The 20,245-nt window shown below is 68.2% G+C and carries 15 protein-coding genes; 11 read left to right on the top strand and 4 right to left on the bottom strand.

The genetic code is table 11. The features are described from left to right. Positions 1 to 5: 5 nt before the first annotated feature. Positions 6 to 749 (bottom strand): potassium channel family protein, encoded by a 744-nt coding sequence (locus tag AB4Y72_RS12535; protein ID WP_441426482.1) that lies wholly within the window; start codon positions 747 to 749, stop codon positions 6 to 8. After that, positions 750 to 1,421 (bottom strand): potassium channel family protein, encoded by a 672-nt coding sequence (locus AB4Y72_RS12530; protein WP_441426481.1) that lies wholly within the window; start codon positions 1,419 to 1,421, stop codon positions 750 to 752. It lies immediately after the preceding gene. A 153-nt stretch (positions 1,422 to 1,574) separates the two neighbouring features. Here AB4Y72_RS12530 and AB4Y72_RS12525 point away from each other — a divergent pair, with 153 nt between their 5' ends. From AB4Y72_RS12525 to AB4Y72_RS12475, 11 genes are all read left to right on the top strand, one after another. After that, positions 1,575 to 3,551, top strand: coding sequence for an APC family permease (locus AB4Y72_RS12525; protein ID WP_441426594.1), 1,977 nt, complete (start codon positions 1,575 to 1,577; stop codon positions 3,549 to 3,551). Next, positions 3,548 to 4,930 carry a class I SAM-dependent RNA methyltransferase gene (locus AB4Y72_RS12520; RefSeq protein ID WP_441426480.1) on the top strand — a complete coding sequence of 461 codons (1,383 nt, stop codon included), beginning with the start codon at positions 3,548 to 3,550 and terminating at the stop codon, positions 4,928 to 4,930. Before AB4Y72_RS12525 ends, AB4Y72_RS12520 begins: the two co-directional genes overlap by 4 nt. Before the next feature lie 175 nt (positions 4,931 to 5,105). Next, positions 5,106 to 7,931 carry an aconitate hydratase gene (locus tag AB4Y72_RS12515; RefSeq protein WP_441426479.1) on the top strand — a complete coding sequence of 942 codons (2,826 nt, stop codon included), beginning with the start codon at positions 5,106 to 5,108 and terminating at the stop codon, positions 7,929 to 7,931. A 142-nt stretch (positions 7,932 to 8,073) separates the two neighbouring features. Beyond that, complete coding sequence (gene dxs, locus AB4Y72_RS12510; RefSeq protein WP_441426478.1) at positions 8,074 to 10,047, top strand: 1-deoxy-D-xylulose-5-phosphate synthase; 1,974 nt, start codon at positions 8,074 to 8,076, stop codon at positions 10,045 to 10,047. Between the two features lie 76 nt (positions 10,048 to 10,123). Then, positions 10,124 to 10,681 carry a hypothetical protein gene (locus AB4Y72_RS12505; RefSeq protein ID WP_441426477.1) on the top strand — a complete coding sequence of 186 codons (558 nt, stop codon included), beginning with the start codon at positions 10,124 to 10,126 and terminating at the stop codon, positions 10,679 to 10,681. 67 nt (positions 10,682 to 10,748) lie between these two features. Further along, entirely contained in the window at positions 10,749 to 10,967 is a 219-nt protein-coding gene (locus AB4Y72_RS12500; protein ID WP_441426476.1) for a hypothetical protein, read from the top strand. A 64-nt stretch (positions 10,968 to 11,031) separates the two neighbouring features. Beyond that, the gene (locus AB4Y72_RS12495; protein ID WP_441426475.1) at positions 11,032 to 12,009 is read left to right on the top strand and encodes an aldo/keto reductase; all 978 of its coding nucleotides are present in this window, start codon (positions 11,032 to 11,034) and stop codon (positions 12,007 to 12,009) included. A 71-nt stretch (positions 12,010 to 12,080) separates the two neighbouring features. Next, the gene (locus AB4Y72_RS12490; RefSeq protein WP_441426474.1) at positions 12,081 to 13,124 is read left to right on the top strand and encodes a nucleoside hydrolase; all 1,044 of its coding nucleotides are present in this window, start codon (positions 12,081 to 12,083) and stop codon (positions 13,122 to 13,124) included. Positions 13,125 to 13,252: 128 nt separating this feature from the next. Next, positions 13,253 to 14,074, top strand: a complete 822-nt coding sequence (locus tag AB4Y72_RS12485) for an ECF transporter S component (protein ID WP_441426473.1) — start codon at positions 13,253 to 13,255, stop codon at positions 14,072 to 14,074. A gap of 50 nt (positions 14,075 to 14,124) precedes the next feature. Continuing rightward, positions 14,125 to 14,883 (top strand): energy-coupling factor transporter transmembrane component T, encoded by a 759-nt coding sequence (locus AB4Y72_RS12480; protein WP_441426472.1) that lies wholly within the window; start codon positions 14,125 to 14,127, stop codon positions 14,881 to 14,883. Further along, positions 14,880 to 16,448 carry an ABC transporter ATP-binding protein gene (locus AB4Y72_RS12475; RefSeq protein ID WP_441426471.1) on the top strand — a complete coding sequence of 523 codons (1,569 nt, stop codon included), beginning with the start codon at positions 14,880 to 14,882 and terminating at the stop codon, positions 16,446 to 16,448. Before AB4Y72_RS12480 ends, AB4Y72_RS12475 begins: the two co-directional genes overlap by 4 nt. 153 nt (positions 16,449 to 16,601) lie before the next feature. Here the strand turns inward: AB4Y72_RS12475 and AB4Y72_RS12470 are convergent, their stop codons facing one another. Both AB4Y72_RS12470 and AB4Y72_RS12465 read right to left on the bottom strand, forming a co-directional pair. Then, entirely contained in the window at positions 16,602 to 18,785 is a 2,184-nt protein-coding gene (locus tag AB4Y72_RS12470) for a 3-hydroxyacyl-CoA dehydrogenase NAD-binding domain-containing protein (protein ID WP_441426470.1), read from the bottom strand. Continuing rightward, on the bottom strand, positions 18,782 to 20,047 hold the full coding sequence (locus tag AB4Y72_RS12465) for a thiolase family protein (RefSeq protein WP_441426593.1): 1,266 nt from the start codon (positions 20,045 to 20,047) through the stop codon (positions 18,782 to 18,784). The genes AB4Y72_RS12470 and AB4Y72_RS12465 overlap by 4 nt, the downstream gene beginning before the upstream one ends. Positions 20,048 to 20,245: the final 198 nt, after the last annotated feature.

The following is a 20,245-nucleotide window of genomic DNA, read 5'->3' as shown; positions in this document are numbered from 1 at the left end:
AGGGGTCAGCCGTCGAATCCGTCATCCGTGCCCGGCTGGGTGGCGTGGCCGTGCTGGTCCGAGGTCACCGGATGCTGATCATCGAGCGGGGATTCCGGGGCCAGCAGGGAGCGGAGATCGTCCTCGGCCGCGATCGTGGTGACGAAGAACAGTTCGTCGCCGCCGTCAATGACGTCGTCACGGCTGGGGGTGATGGGCGCTTGGTCCCGCAGGATCGCGACCAGGGCGGAGTCTTCGGGCCACTGGACATCGCCCACGGTCAGGCCGATCACATGGGAATCGTGCGGGACCGTGAACTCCACCAGCGAGGACACCCCGGTCTGCAGCGTCAGGAGCCGGACGAGGTCACCGATCTCCACAGCTTCCTCCACCAGCGCAGTCATGAGCTGCGGGGTGTTAACTGCGACGTCGACGCCCCAGGAGTCGTCGAACATCCAGTCGTTCTTGGGGTTGTTGACGCGCCCGACGGTGCGTCCGACGCCAAATTCGGTCTTGGCCAGGAGGGACACCACGAGGTTGACCTTGTCGTCACCGGTGGCGGAGACGACGACGTCGGCGCCCTCGAGTTTGGCGTCCTGCAGGGTGCTCAGCTCGCACGCGTCACCGACAAGCCAGTGAGCGCCGCGCAGGCCGCTCCGGCCAATGACCTCCGGCTTTTCGTCGATGAGCAGGATTTCATGCTTATGGGCCAGCAGTTCGCGGGCGATCGAGGAACCGACGCTTCCGGCACCGACGATGACGACTTTCACTTAGGACTCCTTGGCGGGGGATTTGGCGAGAATATGGCCGATTTCGGAGCTCCGGTCCACGTTCAGCATGGCGTGGATCGTGTCGCCGTCCTGGTAGGACGTGCCGGCAGCGGGCAGCACGCCCTCGCCGAACCGGGTCAGATAGGCGATCCGGATGCCGGCCGCCTTCTCAATCGACGAAATCGGGTGGCCGATCCAGCCGGGGTTCAGGTCCACCTCGGCGAGGACCAGGCGGCCGGAGGGCTCCCGGAAGTCGCCTGCGATGTGCTGTTCGGGCAGGATTCGGCGCAGCACCTGGTCGGCGCTCCAGCGGACCGCGGCGACCGTGGGGATGCCGAGGCGCTGGTAGATTTCGGCGCGGCCCGGATCATAGATCCTGGCCACCACATGGGGGACGTGGAAGGTCTCCCGCGCCACCCGGGTTGCGAGGATGTTGGAGTTGTCGCCGCTGGAGACCGCCGCGAAGGCGTAGGCTTCCTCGACGCCCGCACGCTTCAGGGTCTCCCGGTCGAACCCGACCCCCGTGACCTTTCGTCCGGAAAATCCCGTGCGGAGCCGCCGGAAGGCGCGGTCATCCTGGTCGATGATGGCCACCGAATGGCCGGCGTCCTCGAGCGTGTGTGCCAGGGTTGCCCCGACACGGCCACAACCCATGATCACGAAGTGCGCCACATGGGCCTCCTCTAGGTTCTGCGTCTGATACTGCGTAAAACTCTACCGGCCACGGGCGGCCGGAAGGCCAAGGCCGCGGGCGGCCGGGCGGATCATTGCGCACGCAATCTTCGCCGTCATGACATCGGGTCCGAATCAGACTAGCTTTGTGTGGTGCTGACAATTTTCAATGCCGTGAAGCGGGTGCTGGTAGGCAAACCCTTCCGGAACGACCGTCTGGCCCACACGCTCTTGCCGAAGCGCATCGCGCTGCCCATTTTCGCTTCGGATGCACTGTCTTCCGTGGCCTACGCGCCGGACGAAATCCTCCTCACCCTGGCCTTGGCCGGCGTGAGCGCGGTGACGATCGCGCCGTGGGTGGGCCTCGCCGTCATGGTGGTGCTCCTGACCGTTGTGGCCTCCTACCGCCAAAACGTCCACGCGTACCCCTCCGGCGGCGGCGACTATGAGATCGCCAACGTGAACCTCGGCAAGTACGCGGGCCTCACCGTGGCCGCGGCGCTGCTGGTTGACTACGTGCTGACCGTGGCTGTGTCCATGTCCTCGGCCGCGACCTACCTGACCACGGCCGTGCCATCGCTGCACGGCCAGCAGGCCTTGATTGCCACGATCGGCGTCGTGATCCTGGCCCTCGTTAACCTGCGCGGCATCCGGGAAGCCGGCAGCGTCTTTGCCGTGCCTACCTATATCTTCATGGCCTCGATCCTTGGCATGACCGCGGTGGGCGTCTTCCAGGCCGTGACCGGCCAGCTGGGCCAGGCGCCGTCGGCCGCCTTCACGATCGTGCCGCAACCGGAATTCGATCAGGGTCTCGTCGGGCTGGCCGGCGCCTTCCTGCTGCTGCGCGCCTTCTCCTCCGGTGCTGCGGCCCTGACCGGCGTCGAGGCCATCAGCAACGGTGTGCCCAACTTCAAGAAGCCCAAGAGCAAGAACGCGGCCACCACGCTTCTGCTGCTCGGTGTGATTGCCTCCGCAATGCTCGCCGGCATCATCTACCTGGCCAACGCCACCAAGGTGCACATCGTGCAGGATCCGGCCACGGAATTCCTCCTGAACGGCAAGCCGCTGGCGGAGGGGTACATCCAGAACCCGGCCATCAGCCAGATTGCGCAGACCGTCTTCGGGGCGGGTTCCATTCCGTTCTACATCGTGGTGGCCGCCACCGGCGTCATCTTGGTGTTCGCCTCCAACACGGCCTTCAACGGCTTCCCAGTGCTCGGCTCCATCCTGGCCCAGGACGGCTACCTGCCGCGGCAGCTGCGCACCCGCGGCGACAGGCTGGCCTTCAGCAACGGCGTCCTGGCCCTGGCTGCCGGAGCCCTTGTCCTGATCCTCGCCTTCGACGCCGATGTCACAAAACTCATCCAGCTCTATATCGTGGGCGTCTTCATCTCCTTCACCATGAGCCAGCTGGGCATGATCCGGCACTGGGGCCGGGAACTGAAACTGTCCAAGGACCCTTCCGTGCGGCTGCGCATCATCAAGTCCCGGACCATCAACACGGTGGGCTTCGGCATGACTGCACTGGTTCTGGTGATCGTCCTGATCACCAAGTTCTCGCAGGGCGCCTGGATCGCCCTGCTGGCCATGTTCATTCTGTTCCTGATCATGTGGAGCATCCGGGCGCACTATGACAACGTGGCCAAGGAGCTCGCCGTGGACGAGGACTCCTCGCCGCGCGCCCTGCCCACCCGTGTGCACGCCGTGCTGCTCGTCTCGCACGTGCGCAAACCCGTGCTGCGCGCCCTCGCCTACGCCCGGGCCTCCCGCCCGTCGCGGCTGGACGCCATCACCGTGGACATCAGCCCGGAAGAAACCGAGGCGACCGTCGCGGACTGGGAGAAACTCGAAATCCCGGTGCCGCTGACAGTGCTCGCCAGCCCGTTCCGCGAAACGGTGACGCCGATCATGGAGTACATCAAGAACATGCGCCGGGATTCGCCGCGCGACCTGATCGTGGTCTACATCCCGGAGTACGTCGTCGGCAAATGGTGGGAGCAACTGGTCCACAACCAGACCGCGCTACGGATCAAGACCCGGCTGCACTTCGAGCCCGGCGTCATGGTGGCCAGCGTGCCGTGGCAGCTCAAGTCCTCCGAAGAAGCCAAGAAACTGCAGGATATCCAATGACCCCCGACACCCGGATGCAGACCCCCAACGAGACCCGCAACGAGCTGACGCTCGACGTCGGACCCGTCGCCCACGGCGGGCACTGCGTGGCCCGGCATGAGGGACGCGTCGTGTTCGTCCGCCACGGCATCCCCGGCGAAAAGGTCCGGGTCCGGCTCACCGACGACGGCCCGTCCGCCAAATTCTGGCGCGCCGACGTGGTGGAGGTCCTGGAGCCCTCCCCGGACCGGGTGCCGCACTTTTGGGACCTCGCCGATTCCGCGCGTTCCTGGTCGCACCGCCACCCGCCCGTGGGCGGCGCCGAACTCGGCCACATTTCACTGGCCCGCCAGCGCAGCCTCAAAGCCGACGTCCTGGCCGAACAGCTCAAGCGGCTCGCCGGCGTCGAATTTCCGCCCGAAGGGCAGATCACGGTCGAAGCCGTCGGCTTGGCTTCCGGGGACGGCGCCGGAGCCGGTACCGCAGGCCTCGGCTGGCGGACCCGCGCCGGCTTCGCCGTGACCCCGGCCGGCAAGCTCGGCATGCACGCCCACCGTTCCGATGCCGTCCTTCCGGTGCGGGAAATGCCGCTGGCCGTGGACGGCATCAACGCGCTCCGGCTCTGGGAGATCGACCTGCAGGGCATCGACCGCGTCGAGGTCGCCGCCCCGGCGAACGGCTCCCGTCCGCTCGTGCTGCTGGTACCTGCTCCGGGCACCCGGTCCAAGCGGCTCAGCGCCATCCTGGCCCACCTGCCGGACGACGTCTCGGTGGCCAGTCTGGACCCGGCCACCGGCGAGGTGCTGCAGCTGCGCGGCCGCACCTATGTCCAGGAGTCCGCGGCAGGCCACGAGTACCGGGTGACCGGCGACGGCTTCTGGCAAATCCACCGGGATGCCCCGGAGACGCTGGTCGGCGCCGTCACCGGCTTCCTGCACGACGGCGGCTACCTCGCGGCGGGCTCCGTGGTGGCGGACCTTTACGCCGGGGCCGGGCTCTTCACTGCACCGCTGGCCGACGCCGTGGGGGAGACGGGATCCGTGCTCTCCGTCGAGGGAGCGCCCGGAACCAGCCGCGATGCCCGCAAGAACCTCCATGACGCCGCCCAGGTGGAGATCGTCCAGGGCCGCGTCGAGCGGGTGCTGCGGCAGAAACCCCGGAACTTCGACGCCCTCATCCTGGACCCGCCACGTGCCGGGGCCGGCAAAGCGGTGGTCAAGCAGCTGATCGACGCCGGTCCGCGGGCCATCGCCTACGTCTCCTGCGATCCGGCGTCATTCGCCCGTGATCTTGGCTCTTTCCGGCAGGGCGGCTGGGGGATGGCGGGGCTGCGCGCCTTCGACCTCTACCCGCACACCCATCACATGGAGACTGTGGCGTTACTGACTCCCGAAGCGTGATGCCATTAGGATGGGCGTAGTAGTCCGTCGTCGCGCTCCATTAAACGGCTGTTTCCTGCGTTCCGTACCTGCATCAGTACACCCGTGCGCTGATGCAGGTATTAGTTAGGCCGACCTAACTAGCAAGGGTTCAGCGGCGCGACAAAGATGAAACTGTTGCGAGAGGAGTCCTGCGATGAGCATTGTGGACAGCTTCGGTTCAAAAGGCAAACTTAATGTAGCCGGAACCGAATATGAAATTTTCCGGTTGAACTCCGTCGAAGGTGCAGAAAACCTTCCGTTCAGCCTCAAGGTATTGCTTGAAAACCTGTTGAGGACCGAGGACGGTGCCAACATCACGGCCGACCACGTCCGCGCACTCGCCGGCTGGGACCCCAGCGCCGAGCCCGACACCGAAATCCAGTTCACGCCGGCGCGCGTGATCATGCAGGACTTCACCGGCGTCCCGTGCGTCGTTGACCTCGCCACCATGCGCGAGGCCGTCAAGGAGCTCGGCGGAGACCCGAAGCGGGTCAACCCGCTGGCACCGGCCGAGATGGTCATTGACCACTCCGTCCAGATCGACGCGTTCGGCAACTCCGGCGCGCTGGAGCGCAACATGGAGATCGAATACCAGCGCAACGGGGAGCGTTACCAGTTCCTGCGCTGGGGCCAGACCGCGTTCGACGACTTCAAGGTGGTGCCCCCGGGCACCGGCATTGTGCACCAGGTCAACATCGAGTACCTGGCCCGCACGGTCATGACCCGCGCGGTGGACACCGAAACCGGCACTGTCCTGCGTGCCTACCCGGACACCTGCGTCGGCACCGACTCGCACACCACCATGGTCAACGGCCTGGGCGTGCTGGGCTGGGGCGTTGGCGGCATTGAGGCCGAGGCCGCCATGCTCGGCCAGCCCGTCTCCATGCTGATCCCGCGCGTCGTGGGCTTCAAGCTCACCGGATCCATCCCGGCCGGCGCCACCGCCACCGACGTCGTGCTCACCATCACCGAGCAGCTGCGCCAGCACGGTGTGGTCGGCAAGTTCGTGGAGTTCTACGGCGAAGGCGTCGCGGCTGTGCCGCTGGCCAACCGCGCCACCATCGGCAACATGAGCCCCGAGTTCGGCTCCACCGCCGCGATGTTCCCGATCGATGACGTCACCCTCGACTACCTGCGCCTCACCGGCCGGTCCGAGGAAAACGTCGCCCTCGTGGAGTCCTACGCGAAGGAACAGGGCCTCTGGCACGATCCTTCCAAGGAGATCAAGTTCTCCGAGTACCTCGAGCTGGACCTGTCCACGGTTGTTCCGTCGATCTCCGGCCCAAAGCGCCCGCAGGACCGCATCATCCTCACCGAGTCCAAGGCCCAGTTCCGCGAGGACCTGCGCAACTACGTGAAGGAAGACCTGGTTGGCGGCAGCGTCGACGAGGCCATCGACGAGAGCTTCCCGGCCTCCGACTCGCCGTCCTTCACGGGCTCTGCGAGCCACGTCACGGACCAGGCCCCGCACTCCCACGGACCGACGTCCAACGGGCGCCCGTCCAACAAGGTGAGCGTCACCACCGCGGACGGCCGCGAGTTCGAACTGGACCACGGTGCGGTCTCGATCGCCTCGATCACCTCCTGCACCAACACGTCCAACCCGTCCGTGATGCTGGCCGCCGCACTGCTGGCCCGCAACGCCGTCGACAAGGGCCTGACCTCGAAGCCGTGGGTCAAGACCTCCGTCGCTCCCGGGTCCAAGGTGGTCACCGACTACTACAACAAGTCGGGCCTGACCCCGTACCTGGAGAAGCTCGGCTTCTACATCGTGGGCTACGGCTGCGCCACCTGCATCGGCAACTCCGGTCCGCTGGACGCCGAGATCTCCGAGGCCATCCAGGCCAACGACCTCTCCGTCACCGCCGTGCTCTCGGGCAACCGCAACTTCGAAGGCCGGATCAACCCGGACGTGAAGATGAACTACCTGGCCTCCCCGCCGCTGGTCATCGCCTACGCCCTGGCCGGTTCCATGGACTTCGACTTCGACAACGACGCCCTGGGCCAGGACGAGGCCGGCAACGACGTCTTCCTGAAGGACATCTGGCCGAACCCCGTCGAGGTCCAGCAGGTCATCGATTCCTCGATCGACAAGGAAATGTTCGCCCGCGGCTACGAGGGAGTCTTCGAAGGCGACGACCGCTGGAAGGCGCTTGACACCCCGGCCGGCGACACCTTCGCGTGGGACGAGAAGTCCACCTACGTCCGGAAGCCCCCGTACTTCGAGGGCATGAAGGCCACGCCCGAACCGGTCAAGGACATCACCGGGGCGCGAGTGCTGCTCAAGCTCGGCGATTCCGTCACCACGGACCACATCTCCCCGGCCGGCTCCTTCAAGTCGGACACCCCGGCCGGTCAGTACCTGCTGGCCAACGGTGTGGAACGCAAGGACTTCAACTCCTACGGCTCACGCCGTGGCAACCACGAGGTCATGATCCGCGGCACATTCGCGAACATCCGTATCAAGAACCAGCTCCTGGACGGCGTGGAGGGCGGCTTCACCCGCGACTTCACCCAGGCCGACGGCCCGCAGGCCTACGTCTACGACGCCGCACAGAACTACCAGGCCGCCGGCACCCCGCTGGTCGTCCTGGCAGGCAAGGAATACGGTTCCGGATCGTCCCGTGACTGGGCCGCCAAGGGCACGGCGCTCCTCGGCGTCAAGGCCGTCGTTGCCGAGAGCTACGAGCGTATCCACCGCTCGAACCTCATCGGCATGGGTGTCCTGCCGCTGCAGTACCCGGCCGGCCAGAACGCCGCCAGCCTGGGCCTGACCGGCACGGAAACCTACGCGGTTGAGGGCGTCACCGCCCTGAACGAAGGCACGACGCCGAAGACCCTCAAGGTCACGGCCACTGCCGAGGACGGTACCGTCACCTCCTTCGACGCGGTCCTGCGCATCGATACCCCGGGCGAGGCGGACTACTACCGCAACGGCGGCATCCTGCAGTACGTCCTGCGTCAGATCTCCGCGCACTAAGCGGAGCCGCCGGCCGCTGTCGGTAACGCACGAAAGGCCCCGGCCGGTCACTGACCGGCCGGGGCCTTCCGCATTCCGGTTTAGGCGCCCGTGCGGAGGCGTTAGAGTTAAAAGGCATGTCTACCACCCGAAGGAGGGGCCGTTGGGAATCTTGGACACCATCCGGAATCCGCAGGACCTGAGCAAGTTGTCCGAGGCGCAGCTGGATCAGCTGGCAGCCGAGGTCAGGGAGTTCCTGATCGGCAACGTCTCCCAAACGGGAGGGCACCTGGGTCCGAACCTCGGCGTCGTCGAGCTCACCATCGCGGTGCACCGGATTTTTGATTCCCCGCGCGACAGCATTGTCTTCGACACTGGTCACCAGTCTTACGTCCACAAACTCCTCACCGGACGCCAGGATTTCAGCACCCTTCGCCAGCAGGGCGGCCTGTCCGGCTACCCGGACCGCGGCGAATCAGAGCACGACATCGTCGAAAGCTCGCACGCGTCCTCGTCGCTGTCCTGGGCCGACGGCATTTCCCGGGCCAGGCAGCTGACCGGCGACGGCGACCGCTTCGTCGTCGCAGTGGTGGGCGACGGGGCGCTGACCGGCGGCATGGCCTGGGAGGCCATCAACAACATCGCGGCGGACAAGAAACGCCGCGTGGTCATCGTGGTCAACGACAACGGCCGCTCCTATGCCCCGACCGTCGGCGGGTTTGCCGACTACCTCGCGTCCCTGCGCCCCACCATCGATTCGCTCCGCGCCGCCCCGGCCTACGAGGGAACACTCGATTGGTGGAAGCGCAAACTGCAGAACGGCGGTCCCGCGGGCCAGTTCACCTACAAGAGCCTGCATGCCATGAAGAAGGGCCTCAAGGACTGGTGGGCCCCGCAGGGCATGTTCGAGGACCTCGGCATGAAGTACATCGGTCCCGTCGACGGCCACAGCCTCCAGGCGATGGAAAACGCCCTCGCCACCGCCAAGAACTACGCCGGACCGGTGATTGTCCACGCCATGACGGAGAAGGGCCATGGCTACGCTCCGGCCCGCGCCCATGAGGCGGACCAGTTCCACGCGGTGGGGATCATCGATCCGGAGACCGGCGTCCCCACCGAAGCCGGCGGGGCCAAGTCCTGGACCGCCGTCTTCGCCGATGAGATCGCCGATATCGCGGACGAGCGCGAGGACATCGTCGGTATCACCGGGGCCATGCTGATCCCGGTCGGGTTGCACAAGTTCGCCGCCCGGCACCCCGAACGGGTGTTCGACGTCGGCATCGCCGAACAGCACGCCCTCACCTCGGCCGCCGGCATGGCGTTCGGAGGGCTGCACCCGGTGGTCGCGGTCTACGCGACCTTCCTGAACCGTGCCTTCGACCAGTTGCTCATGGACGTGGCCCTGCACAAGGCCGGCGTCACCATCGTCCTGGACCGGGCCGGCGTCACCGGACCCGACGGCGCGAGCCACCACGGGATGTGGGACATGGCCATGGTCCAGATCGTGCCCGGGCTGCACCTCGCGGCACCGCGCGACGCCACCCGCCTGCGCGAGGAACTGCGCGAGGCCGTGGCCATCGAGAACGCCCCCAGTGTGATCCGCTACTCCAAGGGCAGCGTCGGCGCCGAGGTCGAGGCGCTCGAACGCCTGGACGACGGCGTGGACGTGCTGGCCCGCCGCCCCGCAACCTCCAGCGAGAACGACGTCCTGATCGTGAGCGTGGGAGCAATGTCCGAACTCGCGCTGGATGTCTCCAACCGCCTCGGTGCCCAGGGCATCAGCTCCACCGTGGTGGATCCCCGTTGGGTCCTTCCCGTCCGGAGGTCCATCATCGATCTCGCCGCGGGCCACCGCCTGGTGATCTGCATCGAGGACGGCGTGCGCGCCGGCGGTGTCGGTTCCCGGATCCGGCAGGAAATGCGGGCCGCCGGAGTGGACACCGCCCTCAACGAGGTCGGCCTGCCGGTGGAGTTCCTCGATCACGGAACCCGCAGCCAGGTGCTCGAACGCGTCGGGTTGACCGCCCAGCAAATCACCCACGACGTCGTCGCCCAGGTCCTGGGCACGAAGGTGCCGTTTGCGCGTCCCCTGCCCGGCCAGGAACACCCCAGCACCGGCAGCCTGCCGCTGCTGTAGCCAGCACGTCTGTTGAGCACTACCCCGTATGGCGCCACCCCAGGCGGCGCTGCACGGCCCAGGAAGGAACTGGCATATGAGTGGAATTATTCGGGTTTACAAACGTGACGAAGAGGGCACCCTGCACTTCAGGGAGGCCTGGTTCGACGAGGACTACAGCCAGTTCGTGATGAACCACGGCGTCGTCGGGCACCAGAGCACGACCGACGAAACCGACGTCGACAACGCGGAAGCCGCCGAACGCCTCATGGACGCCTTCGCGGTGCAGTGCGCCGAGGACGGCTACGCCGAAATTCCCGAACAGGAACAGTTCTGGGTGGTGGCCCAGTACGCGCTCAAGACCAAGGACGGGACCAGCCGGGACCGGTACCTTGAGGAAAAAGCCAAAGACGCCTTGATCAGCCACCTGGCGTGGCGGGGCCTGGGCGTTGTGGACCGCAGCGAGTTCTCCGACGCCAGGCTCAATATCTTCTGCCTCACCCCGGACGTCAACAAGACCGTCAACGCCATCAAAGTCTGCATCCGGGGCGAGGACCTGGACTTCACCAAGCTGAGCATCGGCGCCGCGCCATTTGGCGAGGAGACGTTCAAGCTCAAGCATTCACCGAAGCCGGCCAACGGCTTCACGCTCTAGGCTTCACCGGCAAGGAGCCGGGCACGGCTCACATGAGTTTGGGGGCAACCGACTGGAAGGCAACGCAGTGACGCGAAAATCCTCTCGACCAGGCAGCACTCCACTCCCGGCAGGACTGGACGCGCCCGCGCGCAAGTCCCTCGCGCATGCGGGGGTGGAAACCCTCGAACACCTCGTGTTGCTTGGCCGCCGCCGGCTGGCCGGCATGCCGGGCGTCTGCCCGCGCACCCTCGCCCAGCTCCAGGACGCCATGGACGAGCACGGACTGGAGCTGCCCGCGGGGTAACGGCCACCGACCCCAGGGCGGCGGCCCGGACGGGAGGCCCGCCGGGCCGTTGTAGGGTAAAACCATGACTGAATACCGCCGCGTGGGAAATTCCGGACTGTCCGTCTCGGTCGTGGGACTTGGCTGCAACAACCTGGGCCGTTCCGGGACCGTGACCGAATCGCAGGAAGGGACCGACGCCGTCGTGCATGCGGCCCTCGACGCCGGGATTACCTTCTTTGACGTCGCCGATACGTACGGCCGGGAGCCGGGCCTCAGCGAGACGATGCTGGGCAAGGCCCTCGGCGCGCGCCGCGACGCCGCCGTGATCGGCACCAAGTTCGGCATGGACATGCGCGGGGCCAACGGCGAGGACTTCGGCGCCCGGGGATCGCGCCGCTACATCATCAAGGCGGCCGAGGCCTCCCTGCGCCGGCTCGGCACGGACTGGATCGATCTCTACCAGTTCCACACGCCGGACCCGCTGACGCCCATCGACGAGACCCTCTCGGCCCTCGACGACCTCGTGACCAGCGGCAAGGTCCGCTACATCGGCCACTCCAACCGCGCCGGCTGGCAGATCGCCGAGGCCGAATTCGTGGCCCGGGCCCGCGGGGGAGCGCGCTTCATCTCCAGCCAGAACCACTACAACCTGCTGGACCGCCGCGCCGAACTCGAGGTCACGCCCGCCGCCGAGGCGTACGGGCTGGGCGTCCTGCCGTACTTCCCGCTCGCCAACGGGCTGCTTACCGGAAAGTACTCGGCCGGCCGTGCCCCCGAGGGGTCGCGGCTCAGCCACACCCGCACCAACCTCGTCCACGACGCCGACTGGGAACAGTTGGGTGCGTTCGGCGAGTTCGCCGCCGCACGCGGGCTCAACGAAGTCCAGGTCGCGTTCTCCTGGCTCGCCGCCCAACCGTCCGTCAGCAGCGTCATCGCCGGCGCCACCACGCCGGAGCAGGTGCGCCAGAACGCCGCCGCCGTGGCGTGGAAGCCCAGCCAGGCCGAGCTCGCCGAGCTGAACGACCTCTTCCCGCGCACGCCCAAGGTGGCGCTGTTCTGAGCGGTCCGGCCCAAAACGATCCGGCGCTGGGCAGCGTCGCGGCGGACCTTGCCGCCACGCACGCGATCCTGATGGACGTCGACACCGGGATCGACGACGCCCTGGCCCTGGTCTACCTGTTGTCCAGGCCGGAGATCCGGCTCCAGGCCATCACCTGCACCGCCGGGAACGTCGGCGCCAGGCAGGTGGCACTGAACAACCTGGCCCTGCTGGAGCTGTGCGGACGCGAGGGCATCGAGGTGGCCATCGGCGCTGAGGTCCCGCTGGAGATCCCGCTGGTGACCACCGAGGAGACCCACGGGCCGCAGGGGATCGGTTACGCCGAACTGCCGGCCCCGGTGCAGCAGATCTCGGCACGGCACGCCGTCGACGTCTGGGTCGAGGAGGTGCGGGCGCATCCGGGCGAAATTACCGGGCTGATCACCGGTCCGCTGACGAATTTCGCCCTGGCCCTGCGCCGCGAACCGAACCTGCCCCGGCTGCTCAAGGGGCTCGTCATCATGGGCGGCGCCTTCTACTACCAGGGCAACACGACGCCGACCGCCGAATGGAACACCTCGGTGGACCCGCATGCCGCGAAGGAAGTGTTTGCCGCCTACCGGGGCCTGCCCGAGGACAAACTGCCCATCGTCTGCGCGCTGGAGACCACCGAGCGGATCGAGATGCGGCCGGAGCACCTGCGCCGCCTCGGCGAGGCAGCGGGCGCGCCGGAACCCGAACTGGTGCTCCCGGAGCAACCCGAAGGCCTGCGCAGCCGCTCCGGCAACCGGCTCGTGGCCTGCCTGTCCGACGCACTGCGGTTCTACATGGAGTTCCACCGTCTCTACGACCAGGGTTATGTGGCGCACGTGCACGACGCCTTCGCGGCCTGTGTTGCGGCGGGACGGACGCCGTTCGCCACCCGGCCGGCCACGGTGGATGTCGAAACGGAATCCCCGCTGCTCGTGGGCACCACGGTGGCCGACTTCCGCGGGCTGTGGGGGCTGCCGCCAAACGCCAGGATTGTCTCCGACAACAACCCCGCCCACTGTTTCGACGAGCTGATTTCCTCGGTCGGCGCCCTCGGGCGCGCCGTGGGCGCCGGGTCGGCGACCTCAAAGTCGCCGACGGGCTGAGGAGCGGGCGGGCCGGCGGTGTTCCCCGGCGGGTCCTCTGCTCGCTAGGATGGTAGCTGCGCCGAGGTGACATGAGGCGGATGTTGTTGTACCCAGCTGTTGTTGTACCCAGCCAAAGGAACACCCCCATGTCACAGCCAGCCCTCACCGTCAAAGCCCCTGGACAGGCGGCCGCCCGCAGCCGCCGCCTGCTCGAAATCGCAGGCGCCGCAGCCATCGCCGCGACTTACGTCTTCCTGGTGCTCACCCAGCCCGCAGATATTGCCAACGGTCCGGCAAGCTTCTCGGCCCTCGTGGCCCTGGGCGGCTTCCTGCTCGGCGCGGTTCTCCTCATTGTCGCCGTCCTGCCGGTCCTCCCCACCTCCACCCTGGTCCTGATCCCCGTGGCGCTGGTCCTGAACGTGGTCCTCGGACAGCTCATGGGCAGCACCGGGCTGCCGTTCTACATCGACGCGATCGGCACCGTCCTGATCGGCGTTCTCGCCGGCCCCGCCGCCGGCGCCGCCACGGGCGCGCTGAGCAGCATCGTCTGGTCCTTCTTCAACCCCACCGTGCTGCCCTTCGCCGCAGGGGCCGCCGTGATCGGCTTCCTCGCCGGCGTGGCCGCCCGCGGCGGCCTGTTCCGCCGCTTCTACTTCGTACCGGTCGCAGGCTTCGCCACGGGCATCGTGGCCGGTGTGATCTCCGCACCGATCGCCGCGTTCGTCTTCGGCGGCACCTCGGGCCTCGGTACCGGGGCGATCGTCAGCGCCTTCCGGGCCATGGGCGACACGCTGCTGGCCGCCATCACCAAGCAGGCACTGATCTCCGATCCGATGGACAAGGCCATTGTCTTCACGATCGCGGCTCTGCTGGCCTATGCGCTGCCCCGCCGAACCACTTTCCAGTTCCCGTTCGTCCGGCGCTTCCGGGTGCTCGCCGGCAAGGCGCCGGCGGCACCGGACGCCTGACCCCGTGATTGAACTGGCGGGCTCGAACCCGAGCCTGTCATCCTGATCCCGTGACCTCGCACCTTCACCCCTTCACCGCGCTGACCGCAGCGGTTTGCGCCGCCGTCGTCACGACGGCGGCAGCCAGCTGGCCGCTCTCCCTCGCCGTGGCCCTTGCCGCGGTGTTCCTTGCGGTGCGCGGAGGAGTGGCGGGAAGGGTCCTGTCCGCGGCGGCGGTGATCCTTGTTCCCCTGTGCCTGTCCCTCTTGGTGCTGCACGGTCTGTTCTTCCCCGAAGGCCACACCGTCCTGGCCCAGTGGGGCCCGGCCCGGGTCACAGCCGAGGGCCTGGGATTCGCGCTGGAGCTCGGGACGCGGACCACCGCATGTGTACTGGTGTTCCTGCTCTTCTCCTTCACGGTCAGCATTCCCGACCTCCTCTCCGCCCTCTCCGCCCGCAGGATTCCGCCGCAGTTCGGCTTCGTCCTGGCCTCCACCCTCACCTTGCTGCCCGCAGCCGCTGCGCGCCTGGACCGGATCCGGCAGGCGCAGGAAACGCGCGGGATGGTGGTCCGTGGCGGCATACTGTCCCGCATCGGCGCACTCCGGCTGCAAATGGTACCCCTCGTGCTGGCGCTGATGGACGACGCCGGCAGCCGCGCCCAGGCGCTCGACGCCCGCGGCTTCGGCAGCGCGGGACCGCGGACCAGCTACCGTGACGTCGCAGACACGGCCGCCCAGCGGCGCTTCCGGGCGGCCGCCCTGGTGCTCATGGCTGCCGCCGTCGCCGCACGGCTCGTGGTTTCCTGGCCGGCCGGAGGGATGCAGTGACCTCGGCGACCCGGACGGCCCTTCGGGTCCGGATCGACTCCTTCACGTTCCACGGCGAGAGCCAGCCCGCGCTGGGCAACGCGGCGCTGCAGGTCACCCCGGGCTCCCTGACCGCCGTCCTGGGCGGCTCCGGGAGCGGAAAATCCACGCTCGGGAAACTGCTGGCCGGCTGGCTCCGGGCCGGCCACGCGGGGGAGTTCCGCGGCAGCATGGAGCTCGATGGCACCAGGCTGGAGTTCCACGGCGCGCCCGACGACCCCCGGATCGACCCCGCTGAATGGTCCCGCCGCGTCGCCTACGTCCCGCAGGACGCGGCAGCCATGCTTTCCACGGTCCGGGCCACCGTGGCGGAGGAATTGGCCTTCGGCTTGGAAAACCGCGCCACGCCACGGATGAGCATGCTCCGTGCCGTGGAGCGCACCGCCGCGCGGACGGGCCTGTCCGGGCTGCTGGACCGGGACCCGGCGACGCTCTCCGGCGGTGAGCTGCGCAGGCTCGCCGTGGGCTGCGCCGTCATCGCGGAACCGGACATCCTCGTCCTCGACGAACCGCTGGCGTCGCTGGATGGGGCCGGCGCGGCACAGATTGAGGCCCTGGTCCGCAGCCTCTGCCGCGACGGGACCGGCGTCGTCCTGCTCAGCCAGGCCGCTGACCGGCTCGCCGGCGAAGCCACGCACTGGACCGTTCTCGACGCCGGCACGGTCACCGCCGCGGGGACCCCGGCGCAGCTGGCCGGCGTGGCTGAGCTCGAACGCTCGGGCGTGCTCGTGCCCGGGTTTGCCGCCGGTGCCGGCCCCGGCCGCGCCCTACCCCACGCCGGGAGCGGCATCCCCGCCGCGGCGGCCCTCGACACGGGAGCAGTCGACGCGAGGCCAGCCGACACGGTGGCGCTCGAATTGTGCCGGGTCGGGTTCGGCTACGGCCGGCATGCACCGCGGCGCGTGGACCCGGCGCCGGCCCTGGTCCTTCGGGACGTGGACTTCGCCGTCCGCTCCGGCGAGATTGTTGCCGTGACGGGACCGAACGGGGCCGGGAAGTCGACGCTCCTGCGGCACTTCAACGGACTGCTGCGGCCTTCGGAAGGGGACGTGCGGGTTTGCGGGCGCAGCATCGCCGGTGTCCCGGTGGGAACGGTTGCCGCCTCGGTGGGCCTGCTCTTCCAGCATCCCCGGGACCAGCTCTTCGAACGAACCGTCCTCCGGGAAGCCGCGTTCGGGCTCCGGCAGCTCGTCGGCAAGGCCGGCGCCGAGGGCAGGGCCCGGGCGGCGCTGGCGGCCGTCGGGCTGTCCGCCGCGGCCGAGAGCCTCCACCCAGCCGAACTGCCCGCCTCGCAGCAGCGGCTGCTCGCCCTGGCCACGGTCCTGGCCCGCGAACCCGCCGTGCTGGCCCTGGACGAGCCCACCGTCGGGCTGGACCGGACCGGCCTCGAACATTTGGGCCGCGCCGTCAACGCCGCGGCGGCGCGGGGGACCGCCGTCGTGATGGTCACCCACGACCTCGCCTACGCCCGTGCCACTGCACGCCGGATCCTTCGGCTCGACGCCGGGAGCCTGCGGGAAGTCTGAGCACCCTGCCTGACGGCCGGGTCATGCGTCGGCGCCCGCTCAGGGCAACGGCCGTGCAGGACGCGACGCCGCTGCAATGACCACGGCGCCGCCGCCCGGGCTGCAAAGACGTGCAGTGGGGACGGCGGCGCTACATGGCGGTTCCGGGGTCGGCTACCCGGCGGCAGGTGCGGACGCCACCCCGGGTGCCAGGAACTTCTTGCCGTTGACCCGCTCCGAGGCGCCCACCCGGTCCAGGTACGGGGTGATGCCGCCCAGGAACATCGGCCAGCCCGCGCCGAGGATCATGCAGAGGTCGATGTCCTCCGGACCGGCAACCACGCCCTCCTCGAGCATGAGGCCGATTTCCTCCGCCAGGGCATCCTGCGTGCGGCGCAGGACCTCCTCCGCGGTGGACGGCGTGGTGCCGAAGGACATCAGTGCGAGGGTTTCCGCCGGAATATACGGCTTGCCGTCCGGACCCGGCACGGGTGCGCCCTTCTCGGCAGCCCAGATGGATTTCACGCCGTTGTCGATCAGCGACTGCAGGTTCGCCGAGACCCTGAAGCGGTCCCCGAAGGCCGCGTGCAGCGATTCCTGGACGTGCTGCGCCACCGGCAGGCCGACCATCGCCCCGAGCACAAAGGGGGTCATGGGAAGACCCATCGGCCGCAGTGCGTTGTCCGCGACGTCGGCGGGGGTGCCCTCGTCGAAGGCGGCCGTCACTTCGCCCATGAGGCGCAGCAGGACGCGGTTGACCACGAACGCCGCGGCATCCTTGACGAGCACAGCGGACTTCTTCAGGCCCTTGGCAAGTTCGAACGCGGTGGCCAGGACGGCGTCGTCGGTGTTCGGCCCACGGACAATCTCCAGCAGGGGCATCACCGCCACCGGATTGAAGAAATGGAAGCCGAGGAGCCGCTCCGGGTGCTCAAGGTCCGCCGCCATCGCGGTGACGGAGAGCGACGAGGTGTTGGTGGCGAGGATGCACTCGGGCGACACAATCGCCTCCACCTCCTTGAAGACCTGCTTCTTGACGTTGAGTTCCTCGAAGACGGCCTCAATCACAAAGTCGGCGTCGGCGAAAGCTTCCTTGGACACCGAGCCGCTGACTAGCGCCTTGGTGCGGTTCGCGGCGTCGGGACTGATCCGCTTCCTGGCCAGCAGCTTGTCCACCTCGGCGTGCACGTAGCCGACGCCCTTGTCCACCCGGGCCTGGTCGATGTCTGTCATGACTACCGGCACCTTGAGCTGGCGGGCGAAGAGCAGGGCGAGCTGGCTCGCCATCAGGCCCGCGCCCACCACGCCGACTTTGCCCACCGGGCGGGCGAGCTTGCGGTCCGGGGCGCCCGCCGGACGCTTCGAGCGCTTCTGCACGAGGTCCAGGAACGCGTAGACGGTGGAGCGGAACTCAGCGGTCTGCATGAGCTCCGCAAGGGTCTCACACTCCAGCTCGGCGGACTGGGCCTGGGTCAGGGTCCGGTTGGCTTCCATGACGTCGAGGACCTTGGCCGGGGCGGGGGAGGCGTTGGAGGTTTTGGCCTCGACAAAGGCCCGCCCCTTGGCGACGGCCGCCGCCCAGCGTGCGGCGACGTCCGGATCGGCGGGGTCGACGGCGTTCGCACGCTCGGGGGCGACGGCGCCGGCGATGACCTTCGCGGCCCACGCCACGGACTGCTCGACGAAGTCCGCCGGTTCAAACATGGCGTCCGCGACGCCGAGTTCAAAGGCCTGCGGACCCGTGAGCGTGCGGTTGTTGCTGAGCGGGTTTTCGATCATGACCTTCACGGCATTCTCGGGGCCGATGAGCCGCGGCAGGATGTAGACCCCGCCCCAGCCCGGGACCAGCCCGATGAACGCTTCCGGCAGGGCCAGCGCGCCGGCACCCGTGGACACTGTCCGGTAGGTGGACTGCAGCGCGATCTCCAGGCCGCCACCGAAGGCAAGGCCGTTGATGAACGCGAAGCTCGGCACGCCCAGGTTCGCCAGGGTGGAGTAGACCTCGTGGCCCAGCTGGGCCATCCACAGGCCCTGCTCGCGGCCGCTGACCGACTTGACGGTGGACAGGTCGGCACCGGCCACGAGGAAGTACGGCTTGCCGGTGACGCCGACGCCGGCGATCTCGCCGCGGGCTGCGCGCTCCTTCAGCCCTTCCAAGACCGTCCCGAGCTCCACGAGGGTGTTGGGCCCGAGGGTGGTCGGTTTGGAGTGATCCAGGCCGTTGTCCAGCGTGATCAGGGCGAAGGTGCCGGGGCTCGTGCCGTTGACGGCGGGGAGCCGGATGTCCTGGACGTAGGAGTGCGTCACCGTCTCGTTCGGAAACAGCTCGGCAAGCTTGTGGAAATCGGCGGCGCTCATGCTGCGGCTCCAGTCTTGGTGGTGGTGTAGCCTGTGGTTGCATTGTCAAAGGGAGTGCCGTAGTCGGCGTGGTGCGGGTTTTCCCAGATGACGGTGGCCCCCATGCCCAGGCCGATGCACATGGTGGTCATACCGTAACGGACCGTGGGGTCCTCCTCGAACTGCCGCGCCAGCTGGTTCATCAGCCGGACCCCGGAGGACGCCAGCGGGTGTCCGACGGCGATCGCGCCGCCGTAGCGGTTGACGCGGGGGTCATCGTCGGCGATTCCGAAGTGGTCCAGGAAGCTGAGGACCTGGACGGCGAAAGCTTCATTGATCTCGAAGAGCCCGATGTCTTCGATGTCGAGCCCGGCGTTCTTCAGCGCCTTCTCGGTGGCCGGAACCGGGCCGATGCCCATGACCTCGGGTTCGACGCCGGCGAAGGCATAGGCCACCAGGCGCATCCTCACCGGCAAGCCGAGCTCCTCGGCCGCGTCGGCCGACGCGAGCAGGGCCGCGGTGGCGCCGTCGTTAAGTCCGGCGGCGTTGCCCGCGGTGACCCGGCCGTGGGCGCGGAACGGGGTCCGCAGCCCGGCCAGGTCTTCAACGGTGGTGCCCGGGCGCGGGGGCTCGTCCACCGTGTTGACGGTCCAGCCCTGGCCCGGCTTCATGGTGGCCACGGGCACGAGATCGGGCTGGATCTGTTCCCTGGCGTAGGCCGCGGCCAGCTTGTCCTGGGAGGCGACGGCGTAGGCGTCGGTGCGTTCCTTGGTGATGGCCGGGAAACGGTCGTGCAGGTTCTCGGCCGTGTTGCCCATGTTCAGGGCTGCGGGGTCCACGAGCCGCTCCGACATGAAACGCGGATTGGGGTCGGAGCCGGCGCCCATCGGGTGGTTACCCATGTGCTCCACGCCGCCGGCGATGACGACGTCGTAAGCGCCGAAGCCGATGCCGCTCGCCGTCGTGGTGACGGCGGTCACGGCACCGGCGCACATGCGGTCGATGGCGAAGCCGGGCACGGTCCGCGGGAGTCCGGCCAGCAGGGCGGCAGTACGGCCGATGGTCAGCCCCTGGTCGCCCGTCTGGGTGGTGGCGGCAATCGCAACCTCGTCGATCCGGTCAGCCGGAAGGGAGGGGTTGCGGCGCATCAGTTCGCGGATGCACTTGACCACGAGGTCGTCTGCGCGGGTGCCGGCGTAGATGCCCTTTTCACCCGCGCGGCCGAAAGGGGTCCGGACGCCATCGACAAAAACGACGTCGCGTACGGTCCGGCTTCTTCCGATGCCCGGGCTGGCGCTGCTGGTCTTTCCGCTGCTGGTCTTTCCGCTGCTACGGGGTTCGCTCACGTGACACTCCTCATTGAGACATGGGTGCCGGAACCACGCTAGCGGCAAAAAGCCCTGGGCAGGGCTTGCCACAGCCGGGAAGGCTCCGGGCGACATCATGCATAATGTTACTCGCCAGTAACATAGCTGGCAAGG

The sequence above is a fragment of the Arthrobacter sp. YAF34 genome, from assembly GCF_052113245.1.
In the GTDB taxonomy this organism is placed as follows: domain Bacteria; phylum Actinomycetota; class Actinomycetes; order Actinomycetales; family Micrococcaceae; genus Arthrobacter.
This window is presented reverse-complemented; position numbering and strand designations above follow the sequence as displayed.